10 protein-coding genes are annotated in these 20,577 nt (G+C 70.4%); 7 read left to right on the top strand and 3 right to left on the bottom strand.

Translation table 11 applies throughout. The features are described 5' to 3' along the window. The 3 genes from AC3WRN_RS11235 (at nt 1) to AC3WRN_RS11225 (ending at nt 4,917) form a co-directional block, all read left to right on the top strand. Nucleotides 1-612, top strand: coding sequence for a pilus assembly PilX family protein (locus AC3WRN_RS11235; RefSeq protein ID WP_492623019.1), 612 nt, complete (start codon nt 1-3; stop codon nt 610-612). Nucleotides 613-678: 66 nt separating this feature from the next. After that, nucleotides 679-4,455: a pilus assembly protein gene (locus AC3WRN_RS11230; protein ID WP_492623018.1), complete on the top strand. Its 3,777-nt coding sequence runs from the start codon at nt 679-681 to the stop codon at nt 4,453-4,455. A 12-nt stretch (nt 4,456-4,467) separates the two neighbouring features. After that, the gene (locus AC3WRN_RS11225; RefSeq protein ID WP_492623017.1) at nt 4,468-4,917 is read left to right on the top strand and encodes a type IV pilin protein; all 450 of its coding nucleotides are present in this window, start codon (nt 4,468-4,470) and stop codon (nt 4,915-4,917) included. Nucleotides 4,918-4,977: 60 nt separating this feature from the next. Here AC3WRN_RS11225 and recD read toward each other — a convergent pair whose 3' ends face one another. The 3 genes from recD to recC form a co-directional block, all read right to left on the bottom strand. Beyond that, nucleotides 4,978-6,873: an exodeoxyribonuclease V subunit alpha gene (recD, locus tag AC3WRN_RS11220; RefSeq protein WP_492623016.1), complete on the bottom strand. Its 1,896-nt coding sequence runs from the start codon at nt 6,871-6,873 to the stop codon at nt 4,978-4,980. Then, nucleotides 6,870-10,454, bottom strand: coding sequence for a UvrD-helicase domain-containing protein (locus AC3WRN_RS11215; RefSeq protein ID WP_492623015.1), 3,585 nt, complete (start codon nt 10,452-10,454; stop codon nt 6,870-6,872). Before AC3WRN_RS11215 ends, recD begins: the two co-directional genes overlap by 4 nt. 100 nt (nt 10,455-10,554) lie before the next feature. Continuing rightward, nucleotides 10,555-14,004 (bottom strand): exodeoxyribonuclease V subunit gamma, encoded by a 3,450-nt coding sequence (recC, locus tag AC3WRN_RS11210; RefSeq protein ID WP_492623014.1) that lies wholly within the window; start codon nt 14,002-14,004, stop codon nt 10,555-10,557. A 171-nt stretch (nt 14,005-14,175) separates the two neighbouring features. Here recC and AC3WRN_RS11205 point away from each other — a divergent pair, with 171 nt between their 5' ends. The 4 genes from AC3WRN_RS11205 to AC3WRN_RS11190 all read left to right on the top strand — a co-directional run bounded on the left by AC3WRN_RS11205 (nt 14,176) and on the right by AC3WRN_RS11190 (nt 20,327). Then, entirely contained in the window at nt 14,176-14,595 is a 420-nt protein-coding gene (locus AC3WRN_RS11205) for a YciI family protein (protein WP_492623013.1), read from the top strand. Between the two features lie 49 nt (nt 14,596-14,644). Continuing rightward, nucleotides 14,645-15,103: a YciI family protein gene (locus tag AC3WRN_RS11200; protein ID WP_492623012.1), complete on the top strand. Its 459-nt coding sequence runs from the start codon at nt 14,645-14,647 to the stop codon at nt 15,101-15,103. 92 nt (nt 15,104-15,195) lie between these two features. Then, complete coding sequence (locus AC3WRN_RS11195) at nt 15,196-16,473, top strand: RNA polymerase sigma factor (protein ID WP_492623011.1); 1,278 nt, start codon at nt 15,196-15,198, stop codon at nt 16,471-16,473. Between the two features lie 119 nt (nt 16,474-16,592). Further along, nucleotides 16,593-20,327: a diguanylate cyclase domain-containing protein gene (locus AC3WRN_RS11190; RefSeq protein WP_492623010.1), complete on the top strand. Its 3,735-nt coding sequence runs from the start codon at nt 16,593-16,595 to the stop codon at nt 20,325-20,327. Nucleotides 20,328-20,577: the final 250 nt, after the last annotated feature.

The following is a 20,577-nucleotide window of genomic DNA, read 5'->3' as shown; positions in this document are numbered from 1 at the left end:
ATGAGCCACGTTTCCGCCTCCCGCGCGATCCGCCCCGCCCGCGGTCGCCACCTTCCGCGCCGTGCCGGCCAGCGCGGCGTGGCACTGGTGGTGGCACTGATCCTGCTGGTGGTGATCACCCTGGTCGGGTTGGCCGCCGTACGCGGCACCATCATGCAGCAGAAGATGGCGAGCAACCTGTACGACCGGCAGGTCGCTTTCCAGGGTGCCGAGGCGGCCATGCGCGCTGCGGCCGCGCTGGTCAGCAGCAACCCCGGCATCATCGCCCGCAACTGCCAGGCCAGCAGCGTGGTATGCCTGACCAATCCGTTCAACGACCCGGGCCTGCCGGGCGGAAGCATCCATACCGTGGCTGCGGGAACCGCGGCAGGGCAGTTCACGGCCGCTGGAATCGCCTCCGGCCAGCCCCAGTACGTGGTGGAAAACATGGGCAACTGGGTCGACACCAGTTCCAGCACCGGCTTCAACCAGAGCGCCAACGCGCAGAACTACGGCGCGCAGGGAACTTCCACCACCGCGGTGTACTACCGGATCACCGCGCGCAGCGGCGATCCGGCGGTGGTCGGCGACCGCGCCGTGGTGATGTTGCAGGCGATGGTCAAGCAGCGCTGACCGGCCGGCACCGACAAGCAGACAGACTGCATGGGGCCTCCCATGCCGCACAGGAGCGGAACCGCCATGAACCTCATCTCCCGCCCGCATCGCAAGCCCGGCCGCATCCTCGGCAGCGTGCTGTCGGCCGGCCTGCTCGTGTGGATGCTGGGCGTCGCCTGCTCACCCGCGCTGGCTGCCGTCCAGGTCGACCAGACGCCGCTGATCATCCAGAAATCGCTGCCGCCGAACATCACGCTGATGCTGGATGATTCGGGCTCGATGACGTGGAATTTCATGCCGGATTTCAGCTATCTCAACAACAACGGCAACAACGACGCGCTGATCAACGCCAGCAACAACGGCGTCTATTACAACCCGGCCATCACCTATCTGCCGCCACCGATGGCGAACGGCACCAGCTATGCCGCCGCGACCGGCCTGACCAGTGCCTGGGTTGACGGTTTCGCCAGCAGCCCGACGGCGGTCGACCTCACCAATTACGACGGGCGGTACGAGTACTACGACTGCGGTGGCGTCTGCCCGGGCAGTGCCATCAATTTTTCGGCGTCGAACTCGGTAACGACGCCTTCGTCCGCCACATATTCCGGCGTCACGCAGAACCGGTGCGACAACTACTACTGGAACCAGCCCGGCGCCACCGGCGAGACGTATACCCCTGCCAGCGGAAACAAGCCAAGCACTTGCGTGATCGCCTACAACGCAAGCACGACGTACAACTACTTCCAGTATTCGACCGGCGCGGCGGCAGGCCCCTACACCGTCAGTTACGTGGCGGCATCGGATTGCGGCGGGAAAACCAACTGCGTGCTGGCGTCCGACACCTCGGGCAAGGCCGCGCCCGCCGGCGTGGCGGCGGGACAGAATATCGCCAACTGGTTTTCGTACTACCACACCCGCATCCTGATGGCCAAAAGCGGCCTGATGAACTCGTTCCTTGGCGTCGACGCGAATTTCCGGATCGGCTTTGGCTCGATCGACGGCGGCAGGAACAACAACTACAGCAATCTGCCTGCGTCCCGCTACAGCTATGCCGACGCATACAACGGTGGCAGCAACTACATCGCTAACGTCACGCCCTTCGGCGATGGCTCGGCAGCGGGCGACCAGAAGAATGCCCTGTGGAGCTGGATCACTGCCGCCACGGCAGGTGGCGGCACGCCATTGCGCCAGGCGCTGGACGCCGTGGGCAGGTATTACCAGACGGCGCAGCCGTGGCAGGCGATGTCGTCCGATCCGGTACCTGCGGGAACCACCACCGAGCTCGCCTGCCGCCAGTCGTACACCATCCTCACCACGGACGGATTCTGGAACGAGAGTTTCTCAGGTGTCGGCAATGCGGATGGCAGCAATGGCACACCGGTGAGCGGCGCCAATGGCCAGAAGTACACCTATACGGCGGCGGCTCCCTATTCGGATACCTACAGCAACACGCTGGCCGACGTGGCCATGAAGTACTGGATGACGGACCTGCGTCCGAGCACCGCGAATGAAGTGCCGACCAGTGCCGAGGACCCGGCGTTCTGGCAGCACATGACGACCTTCACCCTGGGCCTGGGCTTCACGCCCCAGGGGATCAAGCCCACCGGCACCACCGTCAAGCAGATCTTCGACTGGGCCAACGGTGGCACGGCCATCAGCAATTTCAGCTGGCCGCAGCCATCGTCCAACTCGATCAACAACATCGCCGACCTGGCCCATGCCGCGGTCAACGGCCATGGTGGTTTCTACTCCGCCACCAGCCCGCAGGCATTCGCCAGCGGCCTGAAGGACGCATTGAAGCGCGCCGCCGAGCGCGTCGGCACCGGCGCCAGCCTCGCGGCCAACTCCACCCAGCTCAAGACCGGCACGGTGGCGTACCAGGCCAACTACTACACCGCCAAATGGAAGGGCGACCTGAAGGCGCTGGCGGTGAACCCCAACACCGGCGCGATCGCGGCGACGCCGACCTGGACCGCCGTGGGTTCGTTGCCGTCGGCGGCCAGCCGGAACATCTGGACCTACAATCCAGCGGCCAGCGGGAGGACCGCTGCATACGTGGCGTTCCAGAACGGTAGCGCCAGTACGCCGCCCGCACTGTCTGTCGCACAGCTCAGTGCGCTGGGCGGCACCGCCGCCGCCCAGGCGAACATGGTCAACTACCTGCGCGGCGACGCCACGCTGGAGCAGAAGAACGGCGGCAACCTCCGCAATCGCGACACACCGCTGGGCGACATCGTCGATTCGCAGCCGGTCTATGTCGGGGCGCCGGACTCGAACCTGTTCGCCAACGAGACGTTCACCGGGTCCTCGACGTACCTGGCCTACGCCAGCGGTACAACCGACAACCAGGGGAATTTCACGCCCAGCATCGCGGCCTCGCGCGCCGGGCTGATCTATGTCGCCGCCAACGACGGCATGCTGCACGGCTTCGACGCCACCACCGGCGCGGAGAAGTTCGCCTACATCCCGGCCGCCGCGCTCACCACCGGCAGTGCCGGCGGGCTGGTTGGCCTCAGCCAACTGTCCAGCCCCGACTACGGCACCACGACGAGCGCGCCGCACCAGTATTTCAACGACGGCGAGCTCACGGTGGCGGATGTCTACATGGGCAGCGCGTGGAAGAGCGTGCTGGTGGGCACCAGCGGCCGTGGCCTGGCCAAGGCGGTGTATGCCTTCGACATCACCGACCCGACGGCGATCAAGTTCCTGTGGGAGCGCTCGGCCGGCGATGGCAAGACCAACAGCAACTACATCGGCCAGATGTCCGGCAAGCCGGTGATCGCGCAGACCGCGGACGGTACCTGGTCGGTATTGCTGGGCAACGGCTACAACAGCTCGGCAGGCGTGTCGGCACTGCTGCAGTTCGACCTCGCGTCGGGTTCGCTCAGCGTGCACGCGACCACCGACACCACCGCCGACAACGGCCTGGCCGCCCCGGGCGTGTGGATGGGGCTGGCGAACAACGGCGTGAGCACGGTGGCCTATGCCGGCGACCTCCGTGGCAACGTGTGGTCGTTCACGCTCAACACCGGCAGCGGCACGAGCACCAGCACGCCGAGCAGCACCGGCAGCCTGCTGTTCGTGGCCAAGGACGGCAGCGGCAACCTGCAACCCATCACGGGCGGCGTGCTGGTGGGCAAGGATCCGGCGAACGGCAATACCTGGGTGTTCTTCGGCACCGGCCAGTATCTGGGCACGCTGGATCTGACCAGTACGGCCACCCAGAGCTGGTATGGCCTGATCGTGCAGACCACCAACGCCACCAACAGCCCGGCGATCACCTCCAGCATGACCCGCGCCGCCAATCTCGTGCAGCGCTCCATCGTGGCGCAAACCACCGGCAACCCCGGCGCGACGCCGCCGGTGTCGCCGGCGCGGGCGGTGACGCCCGCGCCGACCTCGTCGGACATGACGGGCCAGTCGGGCTGGTACATGGACCTGCTGTCGCCGACCGGCACCAACGGTGCTCCCGTGGCCCAGGGCGAGCGGATGGTGACCTCCAACCAGTTCCAGGGCAACCTGCTGCTCGGCACGACGCGGATTCCCCAGGCTTCGGACGTGTGCAACCCCTCCGGCAGCGGCTGGATCATGGCGATCAACCCGTTCACCGGCACCAGTCCGTCCGGCAACTTCTTCGACCTCAACGGCGATGGCCTGGTGAACGCGTCCGACACGGTCACCGTGAACGGCAAAAGCTATGCGGCGGCCGGCATCGGTTTCAATTCGCTGCCCAACAACCCGATCTTCGTGGGCGGCAGCATGCTGGTGAGCTTCGACAACGGCTCGAACAGCAGCATCACCACGGCGGGTTCGACGGGCATGATGCAGCGGGTGTCGTGGCGCGAACTGGTCAATCCGTAAAGGAATGCAACGATGAAACGATTCCCGTCGATCGAACGTGGCGCGTTGCCGGCCATGCGCATGGGCCGCAGCGCCGGCTTCACCCTGATCGAATTGATGATCGTGGTGGCGATCATCGCGATCCTGGCCGCGATCGCGTTGCCCGCGTACACCAGCTACATCACCAGGACCAAGCGGGTGGCGGCCGAAGGCTGCCTGTCGGAGCACGCCAACTACATGGAGCGTTACTACACCACCAACCTCAGCTACAAGGGGGCGGCATTGCCTGGGTTGGATTGCGCCAGCCCCCAGCGCACCGGTGCCGACTACAGCTACGACCTGCCGTCGTCGTCGCTGAGCACGTCGAAGTACAGCATCACGGCCACGCCGATCAACGCCCAGCTGACCCGCGACACCAAGTGCGGCACGCTCTCGCTCAACCAGGCCGGCGCGCGCGGACCCAGCACGACCGGCTGCTGGTGAGTCCGCGCCGATCCGGCGTCCCGGCCTTCGGGGCCGGGCGCCGGATCGGCGCGTTTTCCTTCACGACCGCTGCAGTCGTTCGCGCAGGCCGCCTTGTCGCTGGATCGGCCGCGCCAGCGCGGCGCGCAGCGAGTCGTCGGTGGTCCAGATTTCGGCGTGCTCCTTCGCGCGCGAGATGGCGGTGTAGACCAGTTCGCGGGTGAGGATGCGGTTGTCGGCGTCGGGCGGCAGCAGCACGGCCACATCGCGGTATTCCGAACCCTGGCTGCGGTGGATGGTGATCGCCCAGGCGCTGTCGTGCGCGGGCAGGGCGCGCGGCGAGTAGCTGCGCAGGCCGGCGTTGCCGTCGCGGTCGCTCTGCTCGAACCACACGCGCAGCCCCTCCGCACCTTCCAGCGCCATGCCGACGTCGCCGTTGAACAGGCCGCGGGCATAGTCGTTGCGGGTGATGATGACCGGACGGCCGTGATACCAGGCGTGGCCGGCCTCGATGCCGAAGCGGGCGGCGAGCCGGCGCAGCATCAGCTCGTTGAGACCCTGCGCGCCGAACGGACCGTCGCGCAGTGCGCACAGGATCTGCAGCTGGCGCAGCTGCCGCAATGCCGCGGCGGCGTCGGTGGCCGGCGCCAGCAGCGATGGCAGCAGCTCGGCGTGACGCTCGATCCAGCCGTCGACGCAGGCGCGCAGGGCATGGGCGTTGGGGCAGTGGCGCAGGTGCAGGTCGCCGTCACTGCGCTTGCCCAGCAGCGCGTCCAGCCAGGCCGGGTCGGGCGCGTCGCGCAACGCCTCGACGCCGCGCTGCAGGCCGCTGCCGGCGCGCCAGCTGTGGGTCAGCGTGAGTACCTGGCCGGCCAGCGGTGTGTCGCCGCCGGCGCTGCCGGGCGCTTGCTGCAGCAGCGGCGCGAGCAGGCCGGCCAGCGCTGGCGGCAACCGGTTGCGCGGTGCGCCGGCGACGATGTCGGCCAGCACCGAGCCGGCATCGACCGAGGCCAGCTGGCCCGGGTCGCCGAGCAGGATCAGCACCGCCTCGGGGCGCAGCGCCTGCAGCAGCTGGCGCATCATTGCCAGGTCCACCATCGACGCCTCGTCCACCACCACGATGTCCTCGGCCAGCGGGTTGTGCGGGCCGCGGCCGAAGCTGTCGTCCATCGGCCGGTAGTCGAGCAGGCGGTGCAGCGTGCGCGCATCGGCGTGCGGGATGTGCTGTAGGAGCGCACCCTGTGCGCGATTGCTCTGATGTCGATCGGGACGAAGAGCATCGCGCACAGGGTGCGCTCCTACGGGGGCTAGCGCACTTTGCAGCTCGGCCTTGCCCCTGGCGATGGCCTGCACCAGGCGCTGGGCGGCCTTGCCGGTGGGCGCGGCGAGGGCGATCGACGGCCGCGCCGGCAGATCGCAGGCCTGCGCGTGCTGCAGCAGCATCAGCAGCATGCGCACCACGGTGGTGGTCTTGCCGGTGCCGGGGCCGCCGGTGAGCACGAAGAAGCGCGCGCCGGGCACGGCGGCCACGGCGGCGCGCTGCCAGTCGGTGGCGCCGCGCGGCATGCCGGCGAACAGCGTGTCCAGGTCGCTGGCCAGGGTATCGGCGGCGATCGGCAGCGTGCGTTGCGCGCAGCGCCGCAGGATCGCCTCGGCGAGCCTCGTTTCGTGCCCCCAGTTGCGCCACAGGTAGAAACGCCCCCGTGCATCGAGCACGAACGGGGTGAACGAGGTGCCGTCGCCGACCCAGTCGTGCCGGCGCAACGCGCCCAGGGCGTCGGCGTCGAAGCCGGCGCCGGTCTCCGGATCGGTCAGCGTGGCGCAGGAATGGCCGTGGCCTTCGGCGTGGCTGGCTGCGCGCACGGCGGCGGCGAGCGGGGCGGAGCCGGTGCGCCCGAGCACCCATTGCGCCAGGCCCTGGTCGATCGCGCGCTCGTCGGCGTCGGCATTGGCGGCTTGCGGCAGCGGGAGGTTCATGCCACGGCCTCCTGCGCACCGGCGAAGGCGTCGTCGAGCGCCTCGATCAGGGGCGCCGGCCAGCGCCGGCGCCACACGCCCAGCCCGGGCGCCAGCCCCAGCGCGCGCACGAAGAGGTACCAGCTTTCGCCGAGCTGGCGTTCGGCCGTATAGCCGTCCATGCGCTGGCGCAGGTAGCGATGCAGCGCCACGGTGTAGAGCAGCGCCTGCAGCGGGTAGTGGTGCTCGGCCATGGCGGCCTCGAGCGAGTCGCCCTGGTAGTCGCGCAGCCGCGCGCCGAGCCAGTTGGTCTTGTAGTCGAGCACGTGGAAGCGTCCGTCCCAGGCGAGGATCAGGTCGGCGAAGCCGGTCAGCATGCCGTTCAGCGTGGTGGCGTCGAGGCTGGCCGGCACCGCGTCGGCGTGGCCGTGGGCCGCGCAGATCCGGCGCAATTGCGCCAGCGGCACCTGCCGTACCGGAAACTGGAACTCGAACTCGGTAATGCGCTGGTCGGGCCCGAGGTCGAGCAGGCGCAGGCCGTCGCCCAGGTCGGCCTGGCGCGCACGATCGATCATCCGGCCGACGCGCTCCAGCGCTTCCTCATGGGCGAGGTGCGGGGCGGCGACGGCCTGCGCGCCGAGCTGGCGGTGCAGCAACTGGCGCTGGTCGGGCCAGATCGGGCCGGGCTGCGCCAGCTCGAACACGCGGTGCACGGCGTCGCCGAAGCGCGGGCCGCGCAGCGGGTAGAGCGCGAGCAGGCGGCCATCTTCGGCGGTATCATCCGCTTCGATCGCCGGCTCTTCCGCGCCGGCTTCGTCGGCACCGCCGCTGTCGTCGATCAGCGCCGCGGCGGCATGGCGGGTCAGGCCGCTGAAGCTGTGCAGCCACTGGAACGGCCGCAACGGCGGCAGCGGCGCCTGGGTGGCGCGCGGCGCGGCGGTTTCGGCCGGTGGCCGGTAGCGGGTGAACGTGTCGGCGAACGGCGCGCACAGTTGCATGCCGCCGAGCGCCCCGGCCATGGCCGCGAGCGAGGCTTCGCCCGCAGGCAGCGCCAGCGCATGCTGGGCCTGTCCGACCAGCAGGTCGATCGCCGCCCATTGCCATGCCTGCGCATCGCCGTCGGGCAGCGGGCCGCGGTCGACCCAGTACACGTGCACGGCATGCACGGCGCGGGTCAGCGCCACGTAGAGCAGGCGCAGGCGTTCCTCCAGCTCCTCGCGGAAGTGTCGGGCGCGGTGCTCGGTGAAATGCATCGAGCCCAAGTCCACGCAACGTCGGCCGGCGGCGTCGTGATAGCGCAGCAGCTTCGGCGCATAGATGCCCGTTCGGTTGCCGATGCGCCACGGCAGCGGCAGGAACACGATGGGGAATTCCAGCCCCTTGCTGGCGTGGATGGTCAGCAGCTGCACGCGGCGGGCGTCGCTCTCGATGCGCAGCTGGCGCTCGTCGGCGGCTTCGGCATCGCCGTCGCTGCCTTCCCGGCGCATCTCCTGCAGCCAGGCGTACAGGCCGTCCAGTCCTTGCCGCTTGCCTTCCTCCGCGGCGAGCAGTTCGCCGAGGTGGCGCAGGTCGGTGAGCACGCGCTCGCCTTCCGGCAGCGCCAGCAGGGCGGTGGCGCGCGCGGCCAGCAGTTCGCCGACCAGGGCCAGCACGCCGCGGCCGCGCACCAGCGCGCGCCACGCCTCGAAGCGTTCCAGTTCGCGTTCGAATGCGGCGGGCTGTGCCTGCCAGTCGCGGAACTGTTCCAGCGTGGCGCCGAGCAGGGCGGTGGCCAGCCCACCGCGCACCGCCTGGTCGTCGTCGGGATGCAGCACGGCGAACAGGACCAGCTCCAGTTCGCGCGCGACCTCGCCGGCAAAGATGTTGCCGCGGCCGCTACCCACGCAGGGCACGCCGCGCGCGACCAGCCGCTGGCGCAGCGCCACGATCTGGTTGTTGGTGGACAGCAGCACGGCGACGTCGCCGGGTGTCAGCGGGCGGCCGCCGATCGCCCGCCGCGGGTCGTTGAGCAGTTCGGCGATGCGGTTGGCGCAGTCGTCCAGCGCCAGCGATTCGAGTTCGCCGAGGGCCTTCAGCGGGCGATTCCTGTTGTCCACGGCATCGCCGCGGAACGGGTGGAACACCAGCGGCTGCGTCACCGGCCGGCCGTCGACGGTGTACGGCTGGTCGTCCGCCTTGCCGGCCGGCGCGACCGGCTGGTAGCGGATCTGCGGCTGGCCGAAACCGCCCTCGGTATGGCCGTACCAGGCGTTCAACGCTTCCACCAGGGTGCGGCTGGAACGGTGGTTGGTGCCCAGCGAGAAACGCTGGCCGGCCTGTTCGCCGGCGCGCAGGTAGGCGGCGATGTCGCCGCCGCGGAAACTGTAGATGGCCTGCTTGGGGTCGCCGATCATCACCAGCGTGCCGCGCTCGCGGTAGATCCGCTCGAAGATGGCGAACTGGCGCTGGTCGGTGTCCTGGAACTCGTCGATCAGGGCGACCGGGAAAGCGTCGAACAGACGGTCGGCCAGCACGTCGTCGGCCTGTTCGCCGCAAAGCCGCTGATACACCGCGTCGATCAGCATCGAGAACGTCATCACGTGGCGCTGGCGCGCGCGCCGCGGCATCTCCTCGCGGCAGGCCTGTGCCGCCGCGGCCAACACCGCGCCGCGGACGAGGATGTCGCGCATGCCGAGCAGCGGGCGCAGCGCCTGCAGGGCGTGGATCAGCGGATGGTCGGCGATTTCACCGGCGCGGGCGGCGGCCGTCTGCGCTGGCAGGTTTTCCGGCTCGAACACGTCGCTGAGCGACCTGGACAGTTGCGCCTCGTCGTCGTCTCGCAGCGCCTGGGCGATCTCGCCGAGCCGGCCGCGCAGTGCCGCATTGGCCCGCTTGTACAGCGTCGCGTCGTCTGCCAGCCGCTGCAGCTCGGCGATGCTCGCGTCCGTGTGCAGTACGGCGAGCGCGCGTTCGAGTTCGGCCAGGCCGCCGGCCTCGATCCGCGCGTCGGTATGGTTCGCCAGCCCGCCGAGGTCGCGCAGCAGGCCCTCCGGGCCGTCCCTCAGCAGCAGCTCGGCTTCGCGCGGGTCGACCTCGCCGGCGAGGTAGCGACGGCGCCAGAAATCCTCCACGCATTCGCGCATCAGTTGCTGCTCGTCGAACAGCTGGTCGTCGGCGAAGGCGGCGCCGCTCTCCAGCGGGTAGTCGCGCTGGATGCGCTGGCACAGCGCGTGGATGGTGGAGACCGGCGCACGGTCGAGGTCGCTGCGGGCGAGCTGGATCCGGCGTAGCGCGATGCGCGTGCTGTCCGCGTCGGGGCACAGCGTGGCCAGCCAGCTCTCCAGGGGATCGGCGCTGGCCGCGTCGCGGGTCGCGGCTTCGAGCAGTCGCTCGGCCTCGACCAGGCGGCGGCGCAGTCGCTCGCGCAGTTCCTGCGCGGCGGCGTCGGTGAAGGTGGTCACCAGGATCTGCTCCACCGGCAGCCCGCGCTCGAGCAGCAGGCGCAGGTAGATCACGCCGATGTTCCAGGTCTTGCCGGTGCCGGCGCTGGCCTCGATCAGCACGCGTCCGTGCAGCGGCATCCGGCGCCAGTCGAGCGGGGGCAGGGCGGTGGCATCGATCATGGGGCGAGATACCGTTGTAGGAGCGCACCCTGTGCGCGATGCCTTTGGGTGGACCCGTGCGAAGAGCGTTCGCGCACAGGGTGCGCTCCTACCAGGAGGTTCATGGGCGGGGTTCCTTCAACAGCGTCGTGTGCCCCGGATCGAGCACGCCGCAGACCAGTTCGGTGGCAGCGATGAAGGCACGGTGCGCGAGGCCGGTTTCGTCGAAAAGGTCCAGCCCGCGGCTGAGCAGGGCCGCGTAGCCGGGTGCGTAGTCGCGCTCGCCGGGGTTGAAGCCGTCGCCTTCCCACGCCGCAATTGCCTTGGCGCGGCGGTCCTCCGGTTCGCTGGTGGCCCAGGCCTGCGCGGTACGCGGAAAGAACAGCAGCGGTCGCTGTTCGGCGGCCCGGTATGCCTCGATCAGGCGGCGCAGGCCATGGCGCAGCTGGCCATCATCCTGCGCCATGACGGCGTCGAGCATGCCGGATCTCTGGGCAAGCAGCACGCTGCTGCCGCCCCGCGTCCGCCAGACCTGCTCCAGCAGCGTGGCCTGCAGGCGGGCGCCGTCATCGGCGTAGGCGAGTTTCAGGCAGGCCCAGTCGATGTAGAAGGCCAGCAGATCCCTCAGATTGGCGGCGCGCCCCGGACGGGCGTCGAACCACAGCAGACTGTCGCCGGCGCCACGGAACACCCGGTCGACCACGCCGGTCAGGCGCAGGCCGCCGCCGAGGTCCAGGTCGATCGCCCGGGCCTGCGCCTGTGCGCCGCTGCTGGCGAACAGCGGTTGCGCCTGCGCGAGCAGGGGGCGCAGCGAGTCGCGCAGTCGTACCCAGGTCTGCTCGCCGATCGCGCCGCCGGCCAGCATGCCCGAGCGGGCGAGCCATGCCGGCGGTTCGGCGGGCAGTTCGTCGCGGCCGGCGGCGAGCGCCTCGAACAGCAGGCGGTGGTCGACCCGCTCGATTTTTTCCAGTGGCGTCTCCAGCGGCTCGCGGTCCGGCCAGCCGTTGTCGTCCAGTGCCCGCAGGCTGATGCCCTGGCCGCGCAGCAATGCGTCGCGCGCGGGGTCGCGCCAGAAGCGCTTGAGTGCACCGAGGGTGATTTCGCCGCCGGCCACGGTTCCCGGCGCGGCCCGCGGTGGCCCGAGGAAGGGCGGCAAGCCGGCACTGGCCGGCGCGGCGGCGAGGAACGCCGGCTCGTACGAGAACAGCCGCGGATCGTGGCGGGGCCGGCCCTGCGCATCGCGCTCGTAGTAGCGCGCGTCGAAGGGCTGCAGCGGGTGGCGCACGCGCCAGGGTCGTTCGGTCTTGGCATCGGCGGCGAGGCCGTGCTGTTCGTCGAGGAACTGCAGCAACTCGGCCAGCGGCGCGGCAGGATTGCGCGGCTTGCCATCGCGCACGCCTTCGCCGACGTAGCTGATGTGCAGCGCGTCGCGCGCCGACATCAGCGCCTCCAGGAACAGGTAGCGATCCTCGTTGCGGGTGTCGCGGTCGCCGCGCCGCGGCTGGCCGAGGATCCGGTTGAGGCCGGCGTCGTGGCCGGGGCGCGGGAACTCGCCCTCGTTCATGCCGAGCAGGCAGACCACGCGGAACGGGATCGAGCGCTGCGGCACCAGCCCGCAGAAGGTCACCCCGCCGAGCAGGAAGGCCTGGCGCTCCGGTACCGCGTCCAGCGCGCCGCGCAGCGCCTCGCGCACCACGCTCCACGGCAGCGGCGCGTCGATACCGGCCTCGGCGGCCTGGCCGGCGAGGCTGGCGGCGAGCCGGCGCAGGGCGTCGAGCGCGTTCTGTTCGGCGGCATCGCGCGGGTCGGCTAGGAACAGCGCATCGAGCCGTTCCAGCAGCCATGCGCTCCACGCGGCCAGCGGGCGCGCGCCGGCAAGGGCATGGCGCACCTGGCGCAGCTCGCCGAGCAGGCGGTCGAGCTGGCCCAGCGCTTCCACCGCGCCGCCGGCGACGCCCCGCAGCGGCAGGATGTCGTCGAGCAGTTCGCCATCCGCGTCCTGGCCTACGATCAACCCGGCGTACATGCGGTCGAGGCCGAACTGCCATGAATTCGCGTCGACCGCGGCCGCGCCGGCCGCGGCCTTCATCGCGGCATCCAGGCCCCACGCCACGCGGGCCCGGCGCAGCCAGCGCTCCAGCGCGTCGCGGCCACCGGCGTCGATCGCGAAGCGCCGCGCCACCGCCGGCACGTCGAGGAAGTCCAGCACCTCGCTGACCGTGAAGCGGCTCTCGGCCAGGTCCAGCAACTGCGAAAACGCGTTCATCAGAGGGTGTGCCTGCGCCAGCCCGACGTCGGCCAGGTGCCAGGGAATGTGCAGCGGGTCGTTGCGGTATTGCGCCGGCTCGCCGAATACCGCCGCCAGGTACGGTGCGTACGCGCCGATATCCGGCGCCATCACCACGATGTCGCGGTGCTGCAGGGCGGGATCGTCGGCAAGGAAGCGCAGCAAGGCATTCTTCAGCACTTCCAGCTCGCGCAGGCGGGTGTGGCAGGCGTGCACGCGCAGGCTGGCGTCGTGGCGCAGCGCGGGCAGGATGTCCTCCAGGCTGGCACCGCCGGCCTGTTGTTCGCGGATCGGCGCGCCCACCAGCTCCGGCTGCAGGCAGCGGATGCTCGACTGCAGTCGGTCTAGCAGCGAGCTGGCCCCGCCGAGCGGCTCGGCCTCGTCGAGCGGGTCGCGCTCGTCGATCGCGTCGCATTCGTCCAGGCTCAGGCAGAAATCCTGCGCGATGCGGCCGAGCGCCACCAGCAGCGGATGGCCGACCTCGTAATACAGCGCCTCCGGGTCGTCCGCGTGGGCGAGCAGGAAGCGTTGCTTGCGCAGATAGACCCAGTGCTCGCGGCAGGGGTCGGGGAAATACAGGTGCACCGGCGCGTGCAGCGCGGTGGCCTGCAGCGCGGCCAGCACGTCGGGCGGCAGGTGGCTGACGCCGAACACGTGCAGCGGCGGGTCGCCGGCCAGCCCGCCGCCGGCGCGCAGCGCCGCCAGCAGGTCGGCGCTGCGTTGTGCGCGGTGCGGCCGCGGGATGCCGGCCCGCAGCCGCTGCCACAGCGCCGCCTGCCAGTCGCCGCCGTGTTGCGCGGGATGCTGCTCCCAGTCGAGGATCCAGTCCGGCCGGTAGATCAGGTACTGGGTGTACAGGCCGGCCAGGTGCTCGGCCAGCTGGAAGCTGCGTCGCGCGGCGTCGTCGCCGGCCAGGTAGGCGGCGACTTCCGGCGCCTTCAGCGAGGGCAGCGCTGCCAGCAGGCGCCAGCGCAGCAGTTCGTGCCGGTACGCGCCGCCGATCAGCGCCTCGTCGCCCAGCACGCGGCGGGCCGCGCGCTCGAACCATTGCCACGGCAGGATCATCTCGATGTTGGCGGCGATGCCGTGCCCGCCATGCGGCCCGCTGCGCTGTGCAAGATGGCCGAGCAGCCAGCGCTGCAGCCCCGGATGCGCCACCACCACGGTCTGTGCCGCCAGCGGATTGGCCGGCCGCTGCGCTTCGAGCTGCAGCGCCAGTGCATCGGCCAGCCGCTCGGTGCGGCTGCCGCGGTGGACGATCAGTCCGCCCGGGTTGTCCCTCATGCCTTCCTGCCCTGGTTGACGCAACCCGCACAGCATACCGAGCCGCGGCTCATCGTTTGCGATGGCGGCCGGCAGGCGGGGCGGCGTGTCGATTTGCCGGTCCGCCGTTCGTCATTCGGATAGAGCCGGGATGGCCTGCCTGGCTCCCACTCATTCGAAGGAGACACGACGATGCGATGCATGGTGATAGTGAAGGCGACCCCGGACTCGGAAGCCGGCGTGATGCCCGGCGAGCAGCTGCTGACCGCGATGGGCCGCTATAACGAGGAGCTGGTGAAGGCCGGCATCATGCTGGCGGGCGAGGGCCTGCAGCCCAGTTCGAAGGGCGTGCGGGTGAAGTTCTCGGGGGGCGCGCGCACGGTGACCGACGGGCCGTTCGCGGAGACCAAGGAGCTGATTGCCGGCTTCTGGCTGTGGCAGGTGAAGTCGATGCAGGAGGCGATCGAGTGGCTCAAGCGCGCGCCGTTCGACGACGATGCCGAGATCGAGGTCCGCCAGGTGTTCGAGGCCGAGGATTTCGGCGCCGATTTCACGCCCGAACTGCGCGAGCAGGAGGAGCGGCTGCGCGCGCAGATCGCGGCGAAGTCATGAGCCGGGTCGAGGGCCGGTCCTGGCAAGGGCGCGCCGGGGAGCAACCGCCATGCGTTTCATGATGTGGCTGATCCCCGGCGCCGGCGCGGTCGAGGGCGAGGCGCCGGGGAACGGGTCCGATGCCGATGGCGCGGCCGCGATGGCGCGGTACAACCACGCCTTGTGGCAGGCCGGCGTGCTGGTTGCGCTGGACGGGTTGTGCCCGCCCTCGATGGGCGCGCGCATCTTCTTCGCCGGCGGCGGGGCCGAGCTCGTCGATGGTCCGCGCAGCGGAACGATGGGCGTGCCCGCCGGCTACTGGATGATCGATGTCGCGTCGCGGGACGAGGCCATCGCCTGGGCCTCGCGGTGCCCGGCGGCGGCCGGCGAGACCATCGAAGTGCAGCGGGTGCAGGAGTTCGCCGACCTTGCCGTCGACGTGCAGCGGGAATTGACCCGGGACGCCGCCGTGCGCGCGCACGGCGCGGAGCGGGGCGGCCCCCGCCGCCGCCCCGTCGCCGCGTCCTGAGCGAGGCCGCGGGACCGGCCTCGCAGGCGGGCGTGGGCCGGAAGCAGGAACGGCCTTGCGCCGGCGCGGTGGGGATGGTGTGATCGGTCGCCATGAGCGTGACCGATACCCATCGCACCATCGACGCCGTCTGGCGGATCGAGTCGGCCCGGTTGATCGCCGGCCTCGCCCGCATGCTGCGCGATGTCGGCCTGGCCGAGGAGCTGGCGCAGGATGCGCTGGTGGTGGCGCTGGAACAGTGGCCGCATACCGGCGTGCCGGACAATCCCGGCGCGTGGCTGATGACCACCGCGAAGCATCGCGCGATCGATCGGCTGCGCCGCAGCAAGCTGCTCGAACGCAAGCACGAGCAACTGATGCACGAGCTGGAACACGAGCAGGAATGTGCAAGGTCCGCGGACGAGGCGGCGCTGGACGACCCGTTCGGCGACGACCTGCTGCGGCTGATCTTCACCGCCTGCCATCCGCTGCTTTCCATGGAGGCGCGCGTGGCGCTGACCCTGCGCCTGCTCGGCGGCCTGACCACGGAGGAAATCGCGCGCGCCTTCCTGGTGCCCGAGCCGACCATCGCGCAGCGCATCGTTCGCGCCAAGCGCAGCCTTGCCAAGGCCGCGGTGGCGTACGAGGTGCCCCGCGGCGACGAGCTTGCCGCACGCCTTTCGTCGGTGCTCGGGGTGATTTACCTGATCTTCAACGAGGGCTACTCGGCCACCGGGGGCGACGACTGGATGCGCCCGGCCTTGTGCGAGGACGCCCTGCGCCTGGGCCGGGTGCTGGCCGGCCTGATGCCGCGCGAGCCCGAGGTGCATGGCCTGGTGGCGTTGATGGAACTGCAGGCCTCGCGTTCACGCGCACGCGTGGATGCGAGCGGCGAGCCGATCCTGCTGCTGGAGCAGGATCGGGCGTTGTGGGACCGGTTGCTGATCCGCCGCGGTCTGGCCGCGCTTGAGCAGGCCCGGAAGCTGGGTGGCGCGCTGGGCCCGTATGCGCTGCAGGCGGCGATCGCCGCCTGCCACGCGCGTGCGCTGACCAGCGGGGAAACCGATTGGCCGGGCATCGCCGCGCTGTATGCGACCCTGGCCCGGGTGGCGCCGTCGCCGATCGTCGAACTCAACCGTGCGGTGGCCGTGGGCATGGCGGGCGGCGCGGCAGCGGGCCTCGAACTGGCCGATGCCCTGGTCGACGAGCCGAGCCTGCAGAGATACCACCTGCTGCCCGCGGTGCGGGGCGATTTGCTGGCCCGGCTGGGCCGCGTCGACGAGGCGCGCCGGGAATTCGAGCGGGCGGCCGCACTGGCCATGAACCGGCGCGAGCGCGAGCTGATGCGCAAGCGCGCCCGGACGTGCGGGGAGCGCGCACCGGCCGGGTGAACGGCACCGGTCCGGGCCGTGCTGGGTGCCGTCGGCGCGGTGGATTAATGCGTGCTGCCATGATGAAGTAGGCCGACAATCGGTGCACCGTTTGTTCGTTCGGGGAAATCGGCAGGCGGATGAACAGCCAGGAACAGGCACGCGGCGAGCTTCGCGAACGCTTCTACCGGAGCGTGGCGGAGACCCTCGCGCTGCTGCGTGCGGCGCCGGATCGCGACCGACGCCTGATCATGGTCACGATCGCGGGCATCCTGGCCTCGACCATGGATCTTCCGCTGGTCTGGATCGGGCGGCGCGAACCGGGGCACAGCAATGTCGAGGTCCTGGCGGCGGCGGGACCCGCCGCGGACTATGCCGCCGCGCTGCGCCTCAGCACGGATGAATCCGAGCCCGGCGGTCGCGGGCCGGTGGCAATGGTATTGCGCCAGGAGCAGGCCCGGGTGACTTCGGTCGATGCGCCGGAGTTCGCGCCATGGCGCGACGCCGCGCAGCGGCACGGTTTCGGCTCCTGCATCGTGGCCGCATCGAGGACGCGGGACGATGGCCAGCTGGTACTGGCCGCCTATTCCCGCGACGACGGGCCCGGTCTGAGCGGGGAATTGCTCGACTGGGCGCAGCGACTGGTCGACGAGCTGGGCCGGTTCTGGGACCACCAGCTGCTGCTGGAGCGCAGCGTGCGGATGAGCCGCTACCGTGATGCACAGCGCACGATCCAGCGCGCCTTGCTCGAGCAGCCCGATCCGGAATCGGTCTACCGCACGCTGGCCCAGGCGCTGGCCGACATTGCCGGTGCCGCCGCGGTCGACGTGTTCGCGGCCGATGGCGCCGACCACATGCTGCGGCGGGTGGCCCTGGTCGGGCCGATCGCGGACATCCTGCGCGGCCTGCCCCTGCCGCCGCGGCACGACGACGGTCCCACCGTGCTTACGCCGACACAGGCCTTCATGCAGGGCGCGCCGGTCATCCGGCGCCACCCACGCGGCGCGCCGCGGTCCGCCAGGGCCTTCCGCAAGGAATTGCTCGAGCACGCCGGTGCGGTGGGATGCTGGCCGCTGTTTGCATCCCCCGCCGATGCGATCGGCACGGCGCGGGCGCCGACCGGCGTATTCGTCGTGGTAACCGTCGAGCCGGATGCCTTCGACGGCGAGATGTGCCGCCTGCTGGACGAGATCGCCGACGCGACCGGGCTGGCGTTGCGCCAGCACGCACAGCGGCACGCCCTGCTGCAGGAGCAGGAGCGGCAGACCTACCTGGCCCTGCACGACGATCTCACCGGCCTGCCCAATCGCCGTGCGCTGGATCGGCACCTCGAGATCGTGCTGGATCGCGCCAGGCGCCGCGGGCGCATGGTCGCGGTGGGGCTGCTCGACCTGGACGATCTGAAGCCGATCAACGACCGCCACGGCCATGCCGTGGGCGACCGTCTGCTGGCCGAGGTGGCGGAACGGTTCCGGCGGATGCTTCGCGCCGGCGACTACGTGGCCCGGCTGGGCGGCGACGAGTTCGTGCTGGTATTCGAGGATCTCGAGCGCGAGGAGGATCTCGACGGCCTGCTGGAGCGGGTCAGCGAGGCCTTGCGGCGTCCGGCAGCGATCGACGGCCAGGCCATCTCGGTGGGCGCCAGCCTGGGTATCGCGATGTACTCCGGCGAGGTCCCGGCCACCGGCGAGCAACTGCTGCGTCGTGCCGATCAGGCGATGTACCAAGTGAAGTCGCGCAAACGGCACCGCTCGCGCTGGTGGTCGCTGGTTTCGCCCCACGGCATGACGGACCAGGCCGACGAGCTGGATGCCGCCGCCTCGCCGTATGGCGAACATGCCGCCATGCTGCTGGGTGCCTGCAGCCGGGCATGGGAGCCGCGGCTGACGGGCATCGTGGAAAGCTTCCATGCCAGGCTGCGTTCGCACGACGGCATCGCCAGGCTGCTGGATCTGCTTCCGGCCGCGGATATACGGGTGTTCGAGCAGCATCTGCTGCTGCATCTGCAGACCCTGCTGCGGGCGGATCTCGATATGGCCGGCCATCGCGCCCGGGCGACCCGGACCGGCCTGTTCCATGCGGCTTGTGGGCTCGAGGAAGTCTGGCTGCTGGAGGCGATCGAGCAGTTGTGCGACATCCTGGCCACCACCCTGGCCGGCGTCGGCCAGACCGAACGCCGCACGCTGGCGGTCCTGCTGCAGCGGCTGGGCATGGAGCGGCAATGGCAACTGGAAAGCATGCGCGCGCTGCAGCGCCGCCGGGTGGCCTTGCTGGCCAGGATCAATGCGCTGGCGTGGTCGGCCGAAGGCTACCTGGAACTGATCCAGGGCGTGGCCGACATCCTGGTGTCGCACGAGGAAATCATCGCCTGTTCGGCGGGGCGCCCGGACGCGTCGGGCCAGCTGACCTACGAGGCAGTGGCGGGAACGGCCTTTGCCGAATACCTGCACGCGCTGCTTTGCGGCAAGGCACCGCCGATCCGGGTCGATGCCGGCCCGCCGGAGGGGCAGGGCCCCAGCGGGCGCGCCTGGCGCACGGCGACGATCCAGCGGTGCGCCCATTACGCGAGCGACCCGTTGATGGCAGGTTGGCGCGACATCGCATTGAGCCTCGGCGTGGTCTCCAACGTCGCCATTCCGCTGTGCCCGTCGCCGCTGCAGCCGGCGGTGGTGCTGACCGTGTACAGCCCGTACGCCGGCGGTTTCGATAGCGAGGACCAGCGCGCTTTCCTCGAGCAGATCAAGACCGTGCTGGATCTCGCCCTGGCGCGCCTGGCGCCGCCGCGCCAGGGCACCGAACTGCTGCCGTTCTTCGTGCGCGAGCGCTGGCGCGCGATGGTCGCGACGGACGCGCTGCAGATGCACTACCAGCCGCTGGTCAGGCTTGCCGATGGCCGGATTACCGAGATCGAGGCGCTGGCACGGTTGCGCGACGAGGGTGGCGAGCTGCTGGCGCCGGCCAGGTTTCTTCCCGCGCTGGGTGCGGACGATTTGCTCGTGCTGTTCCGCCAGGGGCTGGTCCAGGCCGCCGCCTGCCGTGCAGCGCTGTTGCGGGCGGGCCATGCGCTGGACGTCTCGGTGAATGCACCCGCGGCCGCACTGGAGGATCCGCGCTATGCCGAGGTGGCGGCGGCGGTGATCGCCAGCAGTGGTTGTGCGGCGCAGGCGCTGCTGTTCGAGATACTCGAATCGCCGATCGGCACCGAGCATGCCGCCGTGCCGCAAGACTCGGGCATGCAGTCGCTCAAGGCCCTGGGCGTGCGCCTGGTCGAAGACGACCTCGGCGCGGGCTACAGCTCGCTCATCCGCCTGCGCCAGTGGCCGTTCGACCGGATCAAGATCGACCAGGCCATCGTCGGCCAGGTTCGGCAGGATCCGCTGGGCACCTTGCGTTTCATCCGCCAGCTGATCCGGATCGGGCACGACCTGCGGCTCGAAGTGGTCGTCGAAGGGCTGGAATCGCCCGACCTGATCGAGGCCGCGATGATCCTCGGCGCGGATTTCGGCCAGGGCCATGCGCTGGCGCGACCGATGCCCGTCGATGCGTTGCCTGCGTGGCTGGCGGGTTACCGGTGGGGGCAAGGCTCCGCCGCATGGCCGCAAACCGGGCTGGGCGCACTCGCCGGCGAGCTGCGCTGGGAGGAGCAGTTCATTGCCTTGCCGGCCGAGCCGGCGTTCTGGGCCCGGCATGCGCAGGCCAGCTGCGACCCCGGCGAATACCTGCGGCGCCCGGGACTCGATGCATCGCTGAATGCCGGCCACCAAACGATGCACATTGCGGCGATGGCCGGCCCGTTCGACCCCGGCTACCGGCGCGAGCGCGAAGCCTTCCTCGCGCTGCTGGTCGAACACGTGCTCGGCAACCTGCATCCCTGAGGGGTACGCGCCCGCCGAAACGAACAAGGGCCCGGCGATGCCGGGCCCTTGTTCGCTGGATTCGATGGTGGGCGGTACAAGGATCGTTGTGTGACACCTGCCGTGTGAAGTGCCCGTTGCTACACGCACGCTGTGCATTTGATGGTGCCCAAACGACGAAACCGGCCGCGGTGCCGGTTTCTGGATTCGATGGTGGGCGGTACAAGGATCGTTGTGTGACGCCTGCCGTGTGAAGTGCCCGTTGCTACAC

The sequence above is a fragment of the Rhodanobacter sp. FW101-FHT13A11 genome, assembly GCF_058790335.1.
Note: the sequence above shows the minus strand (reverse complement) of the source record. Positions and strands in the feature narration are given on the sequence as shown.

What these genes read in the sequence shown, in the direction of transcription:
- AC3WRN_RS11235 (WP_492623019.1), top strand. Translation starts at nt 1, where the DNA reads ATGAGCCACGTTTCCGCCTCCCGCGCGATCCGCCCCGCCCGCGGTCGC.
- AC3WRN_RS11230 (WP_492623018.1), top strand. Translation starts at nt 679, where the DNA reads ATGAACCTCATCTCCCGCCCGCATCGCAAGCCCGGCCGCATCCTCGGC.
- AC3WRN_RS11225 (WP_492623017.1), top strand. Translation starts at nt 4,468, where the DNA reads ATGAAACGATTCCCGTCGATCGAACGTGGCGCGTTGCCGGCCATGCGC.
- recD (WP_492623016.1), bottom strand. Translation starts at nt 6,873, where the DNA reads ATGAACCTCCCGCTGCCGCAAGCCGCCAATGCCGACGCCGACGAGCGC.
- AC3WRN_RS11215 (WP_492623015.1), bottom strand. Translation starts at nt 10,454, where the DNA reads ATGATCGATGCCACCGCCCTGCCCCCGCTCGACTGGCGCCGGATGCCG.
- recC (WP_492623014.1), bottom strand. Translation starts at nt 14,004, where the DNA reads ATGAGGGACAACCCGGGCGGACTGATCGTCCACCGCGGCAGCCGCACC.
- AC3WRN_RS11205 (WP_492623013.1), top strand. Translation starts at nt 14,176, where the DNA reads ATGCGATGCATGGTGATAGTGAAGGCGACCCCGGACTCGGAAGCCGGC.
- AC3WRN_RS11200 (WP_492623012.1), top strand. Translation starts at nt 14,645, where the DNA reads ATGCGTTTCATGATGTGGCTGATCCCCGGCGCCGGCGCGGTCGAGGGC.
- AC3WRN_RS11195 (WP_492623011.1), top strand. Translation starts at nt 15,196, where the DNA reads ATGAGCGTGACCGATACCCATCGCACCATCGACGCCGTCTGGCGGATC.
- AC3WRN_RS11190 (WP_492623010.1), top strand. Translation starts at nt 16,593, where the DNA reads ATGAACAGCCAGGAACAGGCACGCGGCGAGCTTCGCGAACGCTTCTAC.